The organism is Micromonospora sp. NPDC048905 (assembly GCF_040649655.1).
Lineage (GTDB): Bacteria > Actinomycetota > Actinomycetes > Mycobacteriales > Micromonosporaceae > Micromonospora.
Genome location: NZ_JBEZFV010000003.1, coordinates 332,087 through 345,198, shown reverse-complemented (window position 1 = coordinate 345,198; position 13,112 = coordinate 332,087). Strand labels below are relative to the sequence as shown.

Below are 13,112 nucleotides of genomic sequence, written 5' to 3'. Positions count from 1 at the left end.
CGCCGCTAGGGTTGTAAGGCACGACAGTCACATCGGTCATTACTTGCAAGCGGGGCGCCCTATGCGGACGATGCGGAGCTGGTTCCGGGACACCACCGGAGGCCTGCCCACCACCTTCTGGTACCTGTGGTCGGGCACCCTGATCAACCGGCTCGGCTCGTTCGTCCTCGTCTTCCTCGCCATCTACCTCACCCAGGAACGCGGCTTCTCGGCCTCTCAGGCCGGCCTGGTGATCGGCCTGTGGGGCGTCGGCGGCGCGTTCGGCACCACCGCCGGCGGCACCCTCGCGGACCGGTGGGGTCGCCGGCCGACACTGCTCACCGCCCACGTGGGCGCGGCCGTGATGATGCTCGGCCTCGGCCTGGCCCGGGACCTCTGGGCGGTGGCGCTGGGCGCCCTGCTGCTCGGCATGTTCGCCGAGGCGGCCCGGCCCGCGTTCGGGGCCATGATGATCGACGTGGTGCCGGCGAAGGACCGGCTGCGCGCCTTCTCGCTCAACTACTGGGCGATCAACCTCGGCTTCGCCTGCGCCGCCGTCCTCGCCGGCCTCGCCGCACAGGCCGACTACCTGCTGCTCTTCGTGGTCGACGCCGGCACCATGCTGATCACCGCGCTGATCATCTTCACCCGGGTGCCGGAGACCCGGCGGTCCGGTATCGCCGCCACCGCCGCGACGACCGCCCCGCGCGGCGCTCTGCGCACGATCCTCACCGACCGCGTCTACCTCGGTTTCGTGGCTCTCAACCTGTTCGCCGCGCTGGTCTTCCTCCAGCACATCTCGATGCTGCCGATCGCCATGGGCGACGACGGCCTGAGCCCGGCCACCTACGGCTCGGTGATCGCGCTCAACGGGATCCTCATCGTGGTCGGCCAGCTCTTCGTGCCCCGGTTGATCCGGGGTCGGAGCCGCTCCCACGTGCTCGCGCTGGCGTCCGTGGTGATGGGCGTCGGGTTCGGGCTGACCGCGTTCGCCGGCACCCCCTGGTTCTACGGGCTGACCGTGCTGATCTGGACGGTCGGCGAGATGCTCAACTCGCCGTCCAACTCCACGCTCATCGCCGAACTCTCCCCGGCCGAGCTACGCGGCCGCTACCAGGGCGTCTTCTCCCTGTCCTGGCAGATCGCCGGGGCCAGCGCGCCGATCCTCGGCGGCCTGGTGCGCGAGCACGTCGGCAACGACGCGCTCTGGTACGGCTGCGCCGCGCTCGGCGTCCTGACCGCCGTGGCCCACCTGGTGTCGGGACCGGCCCGGGAGCGGCGCGCCGCCGCGCTGCGCCGATCCGGCGAGGCACTGGCACCTGTCGACACCAGCCGGACGCCGCAACCCGCCGAGGCAGCCGCCTGACGACTGGCGCCGGGGCGGCCCGATTTCCTACCCTGCACTCGGAACAGTTAAGAAAGCGAACTGTATGGAGGTCGGGTGCACGCCCTGCGGCGCTGGTGGCACGACACCGCGGGCGGGCTACCCGCCACCTTCTGGTACCTCTGGGCCGGACTGCTGATCAACCGGGCCGGCGCGTTCGCCATGCTGTTCCTCTCGCTCTACCTCACCGACGTACGCGGAGCGAGCATCGGGCTGGCCGGCACCGTGGTCGGCGCGTACGGGGCCGGCGGTGCGGCCGGCGTGCTGCTCGGTGGCGTCCTCGCCGACCGGTGGGGCCGCCGGGCGACCCTGCTCGCCGCGCACGTGAGCACGGCCGCCCTGATGGTGGCACTCGCCTTCAGCCAGCACCTGCTCCTGATCGCGGTGCTCTCCGCGCTCGTCGGCGTGGTCCACTCGATGCCCAGTCCGGCGTTCGTCGCGGCGATCGTCGACGTGGTGCCCGCCGAGCGCCGCTCCCGCGCGTTCAACCTTCAGTTCTGGGCGTTCAACCTGGGCATGGCGGTCGCCTCGCTGCTCGCCGGGGTGCTGGCCGAGGCGAGCTTCACGGCGCTGTTCCTCGTCGACGCCGGTGCCACCCTGACGGCGGCCGCCGTGATCGCCTGGAAGGTGCCGGAGACCCTGCGCCTGGCCGCCCCGCCCGCCGACCCTGCGCCGGCCAGTCGCGCGTCGGTCCGGCCTCGCCGGCAAGGGCTGCAAACAGCGCTCACCGACCGCACCTTCCTGATCTTCGTCGGGCTCACCTTCGTGCTGGCCGTCCTCACCATGCAGACGTCCACGATCATGCCGCTGGCCATGCGCGCGGACGGTCTGGGCCCATCGGCGTACGGGCTGGTGGTGGCGCTCGGCGGCGCGCTGATCGTGATCGGGCAACTGTTCGTGCCCAGGCTGATCGACAGGCACCGGAAGGACGTCGTACTGGCCGCGTCCACCGCGCTGCTCGCGCTCGGCTTCGGGGCGCTCGTCGTCGCCGACGAACTGGCCGTCTACCTGGGTGCCGCGGCGGTCTGGACGATCGGTTCGATGCTCGCCGCCCCGCCCAACGCGCAGATCAATGCCGACCTGGCACCGCCGCGGCTCCGTGCCCGATATCAGGCGGTCTTCTACCTGACGTTCCCGGCGGCGGCGTTCGTCGCTCCCACCCTCGGCGGGGTGAGCCTGCAACACCTCGGCGACCGGCACTGGCTGCTCGTGGGTGGGCTGGGCATGGCAGCGGCGGTCGGGCACCTGGTCGCCGGACCACCCCGGGAACGACACGTCGCCGCGCTACGGCGAGAGCAGACATCGTCGTCCGCCGACCGGGTGCCCACCGCATGACCCCTCGACACGGCAAAGCGCCCACCTCGACCCTGAGGTCGTGATGGGCGCCCGCCGGTGGGGCCGGCGGCGGCGGGCAAACACTCACCCCCGTAAGCATCGCCCGCTCAGCCGCCGGTCCAAACAGGTGGGCCACCGTCCCCCAACGGTAAATCCACCCGTCCCCTCGCGCCTCGCCTGGTGCGCGGATCTGATCGATCCGCCGCTCCCCCGAACGTTTCCAAGCGTGGCGCGGTGCAATAAAGTTAGTTCGCCCGGATTCTGGATTCAACCCAGAACGTCTGTCTCGCCGGTCACAACTGACGAGTATCCGCTGCTCGGGCCTCAATCTCTGGCAACAGCCGGGTACCCGTCAGCCATTCCCGCAAACGCCTCAACCGTCCTCCCGATCGGGTGACTCGGTCCGGAAGAAGCTGCTCTGCCGACCGCTGCGCAACTGTTCCTGATAAATCAGGTTCAGTCGCCGCAGATCAAAGGTATGGAACCACTCATCCCAGGTGATCTCGCGAATTCGGCTACTTTCCCGGTAACCGGGGATGTTGAAGGTCAGAACGCCCGCCCGACCGTCGCGCTCGGTGCCCGCGATGGTTGCCGGCTTGGCCCCACGCTCCCGGGCCCACCGCTGGATCACCTCGTGATTCGTGGTGATCAAACTGCGCCCCGGCCGCTCCGGCCGGTCCAGCACCGACGAGATCACCTGCGAGCTGCGGACCGACCGCCCGGTGCCCCGTCCGGTCCGGATCCCACCGGCCGTCGTCCCGCCACCGGTCGACGGCGTCAGCGTGCGCTTCGCCGACGTGCTCTTGGCCGGCGTCGCACGCTTCGCTGTCGTGCGCTTGGCCGGTGCCGTGCGCTTCGCTGTCGTGCTCTTGGCCGGTGCCGTGCGCTTCGCTGTCGTGCGCTTGGCCGCCGTGCTCTTGGCCGGTGCCGTGCGCTTCGCCGCCGGCCGGGCCGGTGCCTTCTTCGCCGGCGCCTTCCGCGCGGGCGCCGTACGCGCCGTCGCTGTCTTGCGGGCCGCTGCGGTCTTGCGGGCGGCCGTGGTCCGGCTCGCGGCGGTGGTCTTGCGTGCCGCCGTAGTCTTGCGTGCCGCCGTGGTCTTGCGTGCCGCCGTCGACGCCGCCGCTGTGGTCCGCTTCGCGGCGGTGGCCTTCGTTGCGGCGGTGGTCTTCTTCGCCGGCGCCCTCTTCGCCGCCGCCGTCGACTTCCGCGTGGCGGTCGCCTTCGTTGCGGCGGCCCGCTTCGCGGGAGCGCTCTTGTTCGCCGGTGCGGCCTTCGCGCGGCTCGATGCCGGTCTGGCCGCCGACTTCTTCGTGGCGGCGGCACGACCCGCCGACGCCCGGGTGCCGGTGGCCCGGCCCGTCGGGCCGGTGCTGCTCCGACCTGCGCCGGCCCGCATCGAGCGCACCAGCTGTTTCACCAGGTCGGGCTTACGCAGCGCGGAGATCCCGGAGACCCCGCGTTTGCGCAGTTGCCCGCGGATGTCGTCCACCCGCATCCGGGAGATCTCCGACTCGGAGACTCCCGGGGTACCCGGCGTCTGGTTGCCGGCCTGTCGCTTCGTCCTGGTCGCAGTCGCGCCGCGACCTGAGCTGTTCCGCTGAGCCATGGGACGCTCCGCTCCTTGACACTCCGTCCTCGGCGCGCGGGGGTCCCTCGCCGCACCGCGCGGAGCGGCATACCCGTCAGGAGCAGTCCGAACCACCGTCAGCTCGCCATGATCGTGCTCGATCCAGGATCGAGTGGCCTCGCCACGTCGACGACACCCCTACATCCTGGTTCGAGCACGATCATGGCGAGAGAGGACGCCGGGCGCGCGCGGGCGCCGGGCGCGCGCGCCCCCCGCGCGCGCGGGGGGACGCAGGGCGCTCACGGGGCGCAGGGGTCAGGAGTGGTCGGGGCCGGAGCCGGAGGGCTCGAAGAGGTGGGCGAAAGCGGCCAGGTTGGCTGTCGACTCGCCGCGCTTGACCCGCCACTCGTACTCGCGGCGGATCGAACTGCCGAAGCCGATCTCCAGCATCGTGTCGAACGACTCGTCGGCGTACGTGAGCACGGAGCCGAGCAGCCGGTCCAACTCGTCGGCGTCCACGCCGGCCGGGTTGACCCGCCCGGTGAGGTACACGTCGCCGACGGCGTCGGTGGAGAAGGAGACGCCGTACATCCGGGCGTTGCGCTGCAACAGCCAGGCCCACAGCTCCTCGCGGCGCTCGTCCGGTTGGCGCATCACGAACGCCTCGACCCGCAGTGCGTGCTCCCCGATGATCAGGTTGCAGACCGTCTTGAGTTTGTGCGTGCCCGGCAGGGTCACCGCGTACGAGTCGGGGCCGGTCGACTCCCAGGCCAACTCACGCTCGGCGCAGACCGACTCGATCAGGGTCGCAAGATCGCTCTTCGGGCTCACCGGACCCACTCTACGACCGACCCGCCCGGCGCACCCGTTGACGGCGACGCCCCTCGGTCACCAGGAGCAGGAGAGTGCCGGGTTGGCCACCAGGTCGGCCGCGAGCCGGGCGCGGTGTGCGGCGATGGCCTCGCCGTAGACGCCGAGCAGACCGGCGACCGTACGGTCCCAGGAGAAGTTCCGGGCGTGCTGCTCGGCTCCTCGGCCAAGGGCCGCCCGGAGGGCTCGGTCCGGCAGTAGACGGCCCAGCGCCCCGGCCCAGTCGACCGGGTCGTGGCCGTCGATCAGTACGCCGCTGACCTGATCCCGCACGGCGGTGACCAGTCCTCCGACGGCGGCGGCCAGCACCGGCGTACCGCAGGCCTGTGCCTCCAGGGCGACCAGCCCGAACGATTCGTTGTGGGATGGCACCGCGACCAGATCCGCCGCCCGGTACAGGGCAGGGAGATCGTCTCCGGTGAGCGGCGGCAGGAACCGCACCCCGTCGGTGACACCGAGGGTGCTGGCCAGTTCGATGAGCGCGGTGGGCCGATCCAGCCCGCTGCCGCTGGGTCCGCCGCAGATCACCACTGTCACCTGGTCGGCCAGCGCCGGGTCGCGTTCGCGCAGCGCGGCGATCGCGCGGATCAGCACGTCGGGGGCTTTGAGTGGCTGGATCCGACCGACGAAGGCGACGACGTACCCGTCGGACGGCAGCCCCAGCCGGCGGCGAGCCTCGCGGGTGGCCGCGGGCCGGTTGCCCGGCGCGGGCCGGAACCGACCCAGGTCGACACCCGGCTGCACCACGCTGACCCGGTCCGGGTCGGCGTCGTAGCGGGTGAGGAGGTCGCTGGCCTCGACCCTGGTGTTGGCGACCAGCCGGTCCGCCTCGGCGACGACCTGCTCCTCGCCGATCACCCGGGCCTTGGGCTCGGGCCGGTCACCGGCCGCGAGCTGGGCGTTCTTGACCTTCGCGAGGGTGTGCGCGGTGTGCACCAGCGGCACGCCCCAGCGTTCCTTGGCCAGCCAGCCGACCTGCCCGGAGAGCCAGTAGTGGGAGTGGATCAGGTCGTAGTGCCCGGGTGGGCGGGACGCCTCGGCGCGCAGCACCCCGGCGGTGAAGGCGCAGAGCTGGCCGGGCAGCTCTTCCTTGGTGAGGCCCTCCAGGGGGCCGGAGGTGATGTGCCGGACCTGTACGCCGGGCGCCATCTCGACCACCGGGGGAAGGTCGCCGGAGGTGGCCCGGGTGAAGATCTCCACCTCCACGTTGGCCTCGGCGAGACGCCGGGCGACTTCGAGGATGTAGACGTTCATGCCACCGGCGTCACCCGTGCCGGGCTGGTGCAGGGGGGAGGTGTGGACCGACAGGGTGGCGATGCGGCGAGGCCGGGGCCACGGCTGGGCACCTCGCTGACGCCCGACACCGGTGTGCATTTCCGCCACATCCGCTCCTTTGTCACGGTTGATGCCGTCTCGCACGACCGGCGCTTCTCGGTCAACCTGTACGCCGGATGTCATCTTCCCCATCGGGCTTCGGAAATTCCCCGGCGCGGCCCCTCGGCGTGACGGACCTCATCACCCGACGCCCACCCACGGCCGCCGTACGCCCGGTCGGGGCGGGTCGTACGCCCGGGGTGACAATGTCGGGATGACCTCAGTCGCCATCGTCACCGGAGCGTCCAGCGGGATCGGCGCGGCCACTGCCCGCCGGCTCGCCGCCGAAGGCTTCCACGTACTCGCCGCCGCCCGCCGCGCCGAGCGGCTCGCCGACCTGGTCGCCGAGATCACCGCCGCTGGTGGGCAGGCCACCGCGGTGACCTGCGACATCACCTCGGACGAGTCGGTGGCCGGGCTGGCCGAGGCCGCCGCCCAGGCACCCGGACCAGTCACCCTGCTGGTGAACAACGCCGGCGGAGCGCGCGGGCTGGACCCGGTGGAGTCCGGCTCGGTCGCCGACTGGCAGTGGATGTACGACGTCAACGTGCTCGGCACCCTGCGGGTCACTCAGGCGCTGCTGCCGGCGCTGGAGGCGTCCCGCTCCGGCACCATCGTGGTGGTCTCCTCCACCGCCGGCCTGACCGTCTACGAGGGCGGGGGCGGCTACACCGCCGCGAAGCACGCGCAGACCGCGATCGCCGGCACGCTCCGCCTGGAGCTGTGCGGCCGACCGCTGCGGGTGATCGAGATCGACCCGGGCATGGTGAAGACCGACGAGTTCGGGCTGGTCCGCTTCGAGGGCGACGCGGAACGGGCGGCCGCCGTCTACGCCGGGGTGCCGGGGCCGCTCGTCGCCGAGGACGTCGCCGACTGCATCGCCTGGTGCGCCACCCGCCCCGAGCACGTCAACATCGACCGGCTGGTGGTCCGGCCCCGGGCACAGGCCGCCCAGCACAAGGTGCACCGGGTCTAGCGAGAAGCGCGCCGGGTCTTCGAGCCCTGCGGTCGCGAACGGAGATTGGCCCGGAGGTCGACATGAGCCCTGTGGCGCGGCGCCGGCCGCTCGGCGTGGTCACCCGCGGGACGACGAACCCGAACCGACTCCGGCGGGTGGACAACTGGATCGTCGCCACCTGCGCCGACCGGCTCCTGGCGGCGGAGGACCCCCTGGTGGTCGACCTCGGCTACGGCGCCACCCCGGTGACCGCGGTGGAGTTGCGCGCTCGACTGGCGGCCGGGGTCCGTCCGGACGTACGGCTGGTCGGATTGGAGATCGACGCGGCCCGGGTGGCGGCCGCGGCCCCGGCCGCCGACCCACCCGGGCTGACGTTCGCTCGGGGTGGGTTCGAGTTGGCCGGGCTCCGGCCGGTGCTGGTCCGCGCGTTCAACGTGCTGCGACAGTACGACGAGAGCGAGGTCCCGGACGCCTGGCGCACGATGACCGCCGCGCTCGCCCCGGATGGGGTGCTCGTCGAGGGCACCTGCGACGAGTTGGGTCGGCTCGCCAGTTGGCTGCTGGTCGACGCCGACGGCCCGCGGACGCTGACCCTGTCCGCGAAGCTCAGCACGCTGGGCAGCCCCGCCGAGTTGGCCGAGCGGCTACCCAAGGCGCTGATCCACCGCAACGTTCCCGGTGAGCCGGTGCACGATCTGATCCGCGCCCTGGACGACGCCTGGCAGGCCGCTGCCCCGTACGCCACCTTCGGCCCCCGCCAACGCTGGCTGCACGCGGTGACCCGGCTCCGCGAGACCGGCTGGCCCGTCCTGGACGGCCCCACGCGCTGGCGCCAGGGCGAACTAACCGTCCCCTGGCCCCTCCCGTAACCAGCCCGCCCCGCCCCAGCCCAGCCCCGCCCCGCCCCGCCCCGCCCAGCCCAGGCCAGGCCAGGCCAGTCGATCATGGAGGCGTGGTGGGCGCTTTAACCCCGAAGGCGGCAATTGTCCCCCGCCACAACTCCTTGATCAACGCGGTCGGGCCGGGGGTGGAGGCGTGCCGGGGCGGGGTGGGGTGGGGTGGGGTGGGTTAGAGGGCGCAGTTGATGAGGACTGGTTCGGGGTGCAGGGTCACGCCGAAGCGGTCGTGCACCGTGTCACGGATGTCGCGGGCCAGGGCGAGCAAATCACCGGTGCTGGCCGTGCCGCTGTGGTTGGTCAGGGCCAGGGTGTGCTTGCTGGAGATCGACACTCCGCCCTCGCCGGGGTGGCCCTTGGTGAAGCCGGCCTTGTCGATCAGCCAGGCCGCGCTCACCTTGACCAGGCCGTCGGCTCCCGGCCAGGCGGGCGGGTCGCCCAGCTCGGCGGCGCGCTCCAGGAGCAACTCGTACGTCGCCTGGTCCAGCACCGGGTTGGTGAAGAAGGAACCGACCGAGCGAGTGTCCGGGTCGGTGGCGTCGAGCACCATGCCCTTGCCCGCGCGCAACCGCAGCACCGCCGCTCGGGCGTCGGCCAACGGCACCTGGTCACCCACCTCGACACCGAGCGCACGAGCCAGCTCGGCGTAGCGCACCGGGCCGGAGAGCGGGGACGGGGTGAGCCGGAAGTCGACGGAGAGGACCACCCACCGGTCCCGGTACTTGAAGATGCTGCCTCGGTAGGCGAACCCGCAGTCGGCGGCGGGGATGCTGTGGCGGGTGCCCTCGGCCCGGTCGTACACCTCGACGGCGCTGATCGTCTCGGCGACCTCCTGGCCGTACGCGCCGACGTTCTGGATCGGGGTAGCGCCGGTCGAGCCGGGGATGCCGGAGAGACACTCCAGCCCGGCCCAGCCGTTGGCCACCGTGGCGGCGACCAGGTCGTCCCACGGCTCGCCGGCGTCGACCCGTACGGTGACCGATCCGGCGTCCTCGCCGATGACGCGCAGCCCACGGGAGCGCACCAGCACGACGGTGCCGGGGAAGCCGGAGTCGCCGATCACCACGTTGCTGCCGCCGGCCAGGACCAGGACCGGCTCGTCCGCGGCGCGGACGGCGCGGATGATCTCGTCGGCACTGTCGGCGACCACGATCCGCTGGGCCGCCCCACCCATTCGTAGAGTGGTGTAGCTGGCCAGTGGACCAGGGATGGCACGATCGGCTTCGGTTGTCGGCTGGGCGGAGGCGTCTGGCACGCCCTTCACCTTAGGCTGACCGATAGCCGTGGCACCCACTGGTCGTCCGGCACCCCCGGGAGGATGGCGATGAGCAGACTGCAGGGCAGCAAGGATTTCTGGGTCGGGGCACTCCGAACGGAGGGTCCCGCGTTCGCGGCGGCGGTGGCCGAGGCGCCGCCGGAGACACCGGTTCTGTCCTGTCCGGGCTGGACGGTCGGCGACCTCACACTGCACCTCGCGGGCATCTACCAGTGGGTTTCGTCGTTCGCCGGTGCCGGCCAGACCACTCAGCCGGCCCGCCGGGAGCCGCTTGAGGCGGCCCCGGGCGTGCCCCCGCTGCAGCTGTGGCAGCAGGGGTACGACCAGCTGATGACGGTCTTCGACGGGCTCGACCCGGAGGCGCCGGCGTGGAACTGGGCTCCGCAGCCGAAGAAGGCCGGCTTCTGGCCGCGCCGGATGGCGCACGAGACGGCTGTGCACCGTTGGGACGCCCAGCTCGCCATCGCGGCCGGCGAGCCGGTGGAGGCGAAGCTCGCGGCCGACGGGGTGAGTGAGGTGCTGGACACCTGGCTGCCGGCGGGTCGACGGCGGACGCCGGGCGACTGGCGCGGGGTGGTGCAGCTCACCGCGACCGACGCGGCTCAGGAGTGGTATTTGCGGCTGCGCGGCGAGGGTGTGGCGCTGCTGGACACGGCGACCATTCTCGACCACGACGATCATCACGCGCGGGCGCAGGTCAGCGGCACGGCGAGCGACCTGCTGCTGGCGCTCTGGGGTCGGGTGAGCTTCGAGACGCTTGACGTGGCTGGTGACCGCGCCCTGCTGGACGGCCTGCGGGCGAAGTGATCCTTTGGATCGACGAGGGCGTCACCCCGACGGGTGGCGCCCTCGCCCGTTCCGGGGCCAACCCGCAAGATGCCGAGAGAGCGCTCTCTTGACAGCGCGGGAAGCGCCGGTCACGCTGTCGTGACTCAGCGGCGCACACTGATGGCCAGGTGCGGGCGTTGAGCACCCGGTACGGGCGGTGACGAGCGTGAGGAAGGCGCGATGACGACGGTGCAACGGCCGACGCTCGAAGCGGTGGCGGCGCGGGCCGGGGTGTCCCGGGCCACCGTGTCCCGTGTGGTCAACGGCTCCACCACCGTCGCCGAGCCGATCCGGGAGGCGGTCACCCGGGCGGTCGCCGAGCTGGGCTACGTGCCGAACCTCGCCGCCCGCAGCCTGGTCACCCAACGCACCGACTCGATCGCCCTGGTCATGCCGGAGGCGGCCACCCGGGTCTTCTCCGACGACCAGGTCTTCCCCGGCATCATCCGTGGCGTCAGCCAGGAGCTGGAGGCCGCCGACAAGCAACTGGTGCTGATGCTCGCCGGCTCGCCGGCCGGACACCACCGGGTCGAGCGGTACACCACCGGCCGGCACGTCGACGGGGTGCTCTTCGCCTCGCTGCACGGTGCCGACCCGCTGCCCGGCACACTTGCCCGGCTCGGCATCCCGGTCGTGGTCAGCGGCCGGCCGCTCGGCGACGGGCCCGTGCCGTACGTCGACGTCGACCACGTGGGCGGGGTGACCGCAGCCGTCCGACACCTCGTCGCCAGCGGTCGACGGCGGATCGCCACCATCGCCGGCCCGCAGGACATGATCGCCGGAATCGAACGACTCACCGGTTACCGCAGCGCGGTCCACGACGCGGGGCTGCCCGAGTTGGTCGCCGTCGGCGACTTCACCAGGGAGTCCGGGTCGGCGGCGATGCACCGGCTGCTCACCGAGCACCCCGACCTGGACGGTGTCTTCGCCGCCTCCGACCTGATGGCGCACGCCGCCCTGCGGACGCTGCGCGAAGCCGGCCGACGCGTGCCGGAGGACGTCGCGGTCATCGGCTTCGACGACATCGAAACCGCCGCCTACACCGAGCCACCGCTGACCACCGTCCGGCAGCCGATCGTGGAACTCGGCCGGCGGATGACCCAGCAACTGCTCCGCCTCGCCGCCGGCCAAACGATCGAACAGTCGGTCATGCTCCCCACCGAACTGATCCGCCGCGTGTCCGCCTGACCGCGCCGGGCGCGGTCAGGCGCCCGCGCGCTGCGGCAAGATCCGCACAACTGCCTCCTCGCCGTACGGGCGCGAGGTTAATGCCTCGCTGCGGCGGGCGATCGTGGTTAGTCTCGCCGGCATGCCGGACCATGTCGCGCTGCTGCACGTCCCCGCACTCTCCGACGTCGCCGAATACGCCTACGCGGCCACCGTCGAACCAAACACGCGACTGGTCTTCACCGCCGGTGCCTGCCCGCTCGACGCCGAGGGACGCACCGTCGCGCCAGGCGATCACGCCGCGCAGGCCCGGCAGGTGCTGGCGAACCTCAAGACCGCCCTCGCCGCGGCCGGCGCCATCCCCACCGACGTCGTCAAGACCACGGTGTACGTGGCGTCCTCCCGGCAGGCCGACCTGGTGACCGTCTGGGAGGTGGTGCGCGACTTCTTCGGCGACCACGACCCACCCAGCACCCTGCTCGGTGTTGCCGTTCTCGGCTATTCCGACCAACTCGTCGAGGTCGAGGCCGTCGCCGCCGTACGGACGGGGGCCTGACATGCGGATTCGGGTGGCAACGCCGGACGACGCCCCGGCCGTGGTGGCCCTGCGGGCGACGGTAGTTCCGTACCTGGTGCGCGGTGTCGAGTCGACCCGGAAGATGATCGCCGAGCCGCCGCCCGAGGAGGACTGGGCCGCCTTCGTGGCCGAGGTCGACGCGCGGGTCGTCGGCTGGGTGTCCGCCGAACGGATCACCTCGACATCGGTGGCGAGCGTCGGCGGCATCAACCTGCTGCACGTGCACCCGGAGCACCGGGGGCGCGGCGTCGGGACGGCCCTGCTGACCGCCGCGACCGACCACCTTCGCCCCTTGGGAATCCGCCGGGTGCGTGCCATGGCACAGCCGGAGGCGCTGCCGTTCGCCCGCCGACACGGTTACGAGCCGAGCCGAGAGGTGCGCTACTCGGCACTCGACCTGAATCCGGCGCCAGCACTGCCCGAGCCGCCCCCGGGCGTACGACTGCGCCCGATCGCCGACCTGGACCCCCACCTGCTGTACGTGGCGAATGTGGCCTCGGCAGCGGACGAACCGGGCGACGTGCCGGTCGACGCGATCAGCTACGAGAGCTGGCAGTACGACGTGTGGGACAACCTCGGACTGGACAAGACGGCCAGCACCGCCGCCGAGGTCGACGGTGAAGTGGTCGCCTTCAGCCTCGTCAAGCGGGACGGGGACCGGATGTGGTCGGACTACACGGGCAGCATCCCCGCGTACCGGGGGCGTGGGCTGGCCCGGCTGGCCAAGACGGCGGCGCTGCACCGGGCCGCCGCCAACGGCGTACGGATCGCGTACACCTCGAACGACGAGACCAACGCCTCGATGCTGGCGATCAACGCCCGACTGGGCTACCGCCCGGTGGCGTCCCAGTGGACCTGCCTGGCCGACCTGACCTGACCAGGACGGCGTGATCGAGGCGGT

At 72.1% G+C, this 13,112-nt stretch carries 11 protein-coding genes and 2 pseudogenes; 8 read left to right on the top strand and 5 right to left on the bottom strand.

Features of this window, described 5'->3' with window-relative positions:
• Nucleotides 1-61 precede the first annotated feature (61 nt).
• Together AB0C01_RS09815 and AB0C01_RS09810 are read left to right on the top strand one after the other, a co-directional pair.
• Nucleotides 62-1,345 (top strand): MFS transporter, encoded by a 1,284-nt coding sequence (locus tag AB0C01_RS09815; RefSeq protein WP_357253832.1) that lies wholly within the window; start codon nt 62-64, stop codon nt 1,343-1,345.
• 75 nt (nt 1,346-1,420) lie between these two features.
• Nucleotides 1,421-2,698: an MFS transporter gene (locus tag AB0C01_RS09810; protein ID WP_357570854.1), complete on the top strand. Its 1,278-nt coding sequence runs from the start codon at nt 1,421-1,423 to the stop codon at nt 2,696-2,698.
• Between the two features lie 373 nt (nt 2,699-3,071).
• Here AB0C01_RS09810 and AB0C01_RS09805 read toward each other — a convergent pair.
• The 4 genes and pseudogenes from AB0C01_RS09805 to mshA all read right to left on the bottom strand — a co-directional run.
• A pseudogene (locus tag AB0C01_RS09805) lies at nt 3,072-3,440 on the bottom strand (hypothetical protein); the annotation flags it as partial.
• A gap of 561 nt (nt 3,441-4,001) precedes the next feature.
• A pseudogene (locus AB0C01_RS09800) lies at nt 4,002-4,304 on the bottom strand (hypothetical protein); the annotation flags it as partial.
• 276 nt (nt 4,305-4,580) lie between these two features.
• The gene (locus AB0C01_RS09795; protein WP_357570853.1) at nt 4,581-5,096 is read right to left on the bottom strand and encodes a YbjN domain-containing protein; all 516 of its coding nucleotides are present in this window, start codon (nt 5,094-5,096) and stop codon (nt 4,581-4,583) included.
• 57 nt (nt 5,097-5,153) lie between these two features.
• A complete protein-coding gene (gene mshA, locus AB0C01_RS09790) occupies nt 5,154-6,518 on the bottom strand; it encodes a D-inositol-3-phosphate glycosyltransferase (protein WP_357253826.1) in 1,365 nt (454 codons plus the stop codon).
• A 205-nt stretch (nt 6,519-6,723) separates the two neighbouring features.
• Between mshA and AB0C01_RS09785 the strand changes: the two genes are divergently transcribed.
• Complete coding sequence (locus tag AB0C01_RS09785) at nt 6,724-7,485, top strand: SDR family oxidoreductase (protein ID WP_357570852.1); 762 nt, start codon at nt 6,724-6,726, stop codon at nt 7,483-7,485.
• Between the two features lie 62 nt (nt 7,486-7,547).
• Nucleotides 7,548-8,336 carry a class I SAM-dependent methyltransferase gene (locus AB0C01_RS09780; protein ID WP_357570851.1) on the top strand — a complete coding sequence of 263 codons (789 nt, stop codon included), beginning with the start codon at nt 7,548-7,550 and terminating at the stop codon, nt 8,334-8,336.
• Nucleotides 8,337-8,535: 199 nt separating this feature from the next.
• Here AB0C01_RS09780 and AB0C01_RS09775 read toward each other — a convergent pair whose 3' ends face one another.
• The gene (locus AB0C01_RS09775; protein WP_357253820.1) at nt 8,536-9,618 is read right to left on the bottom strand and encodes a UDP-N-acetylmuramate dehydrogenase; all 1,083 of its coding nucleotides are present in this window, start codon (nt 9,616-9,618) and stop codon (nt 8,536-8,538) included.
• A gap of 69 nt (nt 9,619-9,687) precedes the next feature.
• On the opposite strand from AB0C01_RS09775, the gene AB0C01_RS09770 reads away from it, so the two are divergent.
• The 4 genes from AB0C01_RS09770 to AB0C01_RS09755 all read left to right on the top strand — a co-directional run bounded on the left by AB0C01_RS09770 (nt 9,688) and on the right by AB0C01_RS09755 (nt 13,088).
• Entirely contained in the window at nt 9,688-10,446 is a 759-nt protein-coding gene (locus tag AB0C01_RS09770) for a maleylpyruvate isomerase family mycothiol-dependent enzyme (RefSeq protein WP_357253819.1), read from the top strand.
• A gap of 201 nt (nt 10,447-10,647) precedes the next feature.
• The gene (locus tag AB0C01_RS09765; RefSeq protein WP_357253818.1) at nt 10,648-11,655 is read left to right on the top strand and encodes a LacI family DNA-binding transcriptional regulator; all 1,008 of its coding nucleotides are present in this window, start codon (nt 10,648-10,650) and stop codon (nt 11,653-11,655) included.
• 121 nt (nt 11,656-11,776) lie between these two features.
• The gene (locus tag AB0C01_RS09760; protein ID WP_357253816.1) at nt 11,777-12,190 is read left to right on the top strand and encodes a RidA family protein; all 414 of its coding nucleotides are present in this window, start codon (nt 11,777-11,779) and stop codon (nt 12,188-12,190) included.
• Nucleotide 12,191: 1 nt separating this feature from the next.
• Nucleotides 12,192-13,088, top strand: a complete 897-nt coding sequence (locus AB0C01_RS09755) for a GNAT family N-acetyltransferase (RefSeq protein WP_357253814.1) — start codon at nt 12,192-12,194, stop codon at nt 13,086-13,088.
• Nucleotides 13,089-13,112: the final 24 nt, after the last annotated feature.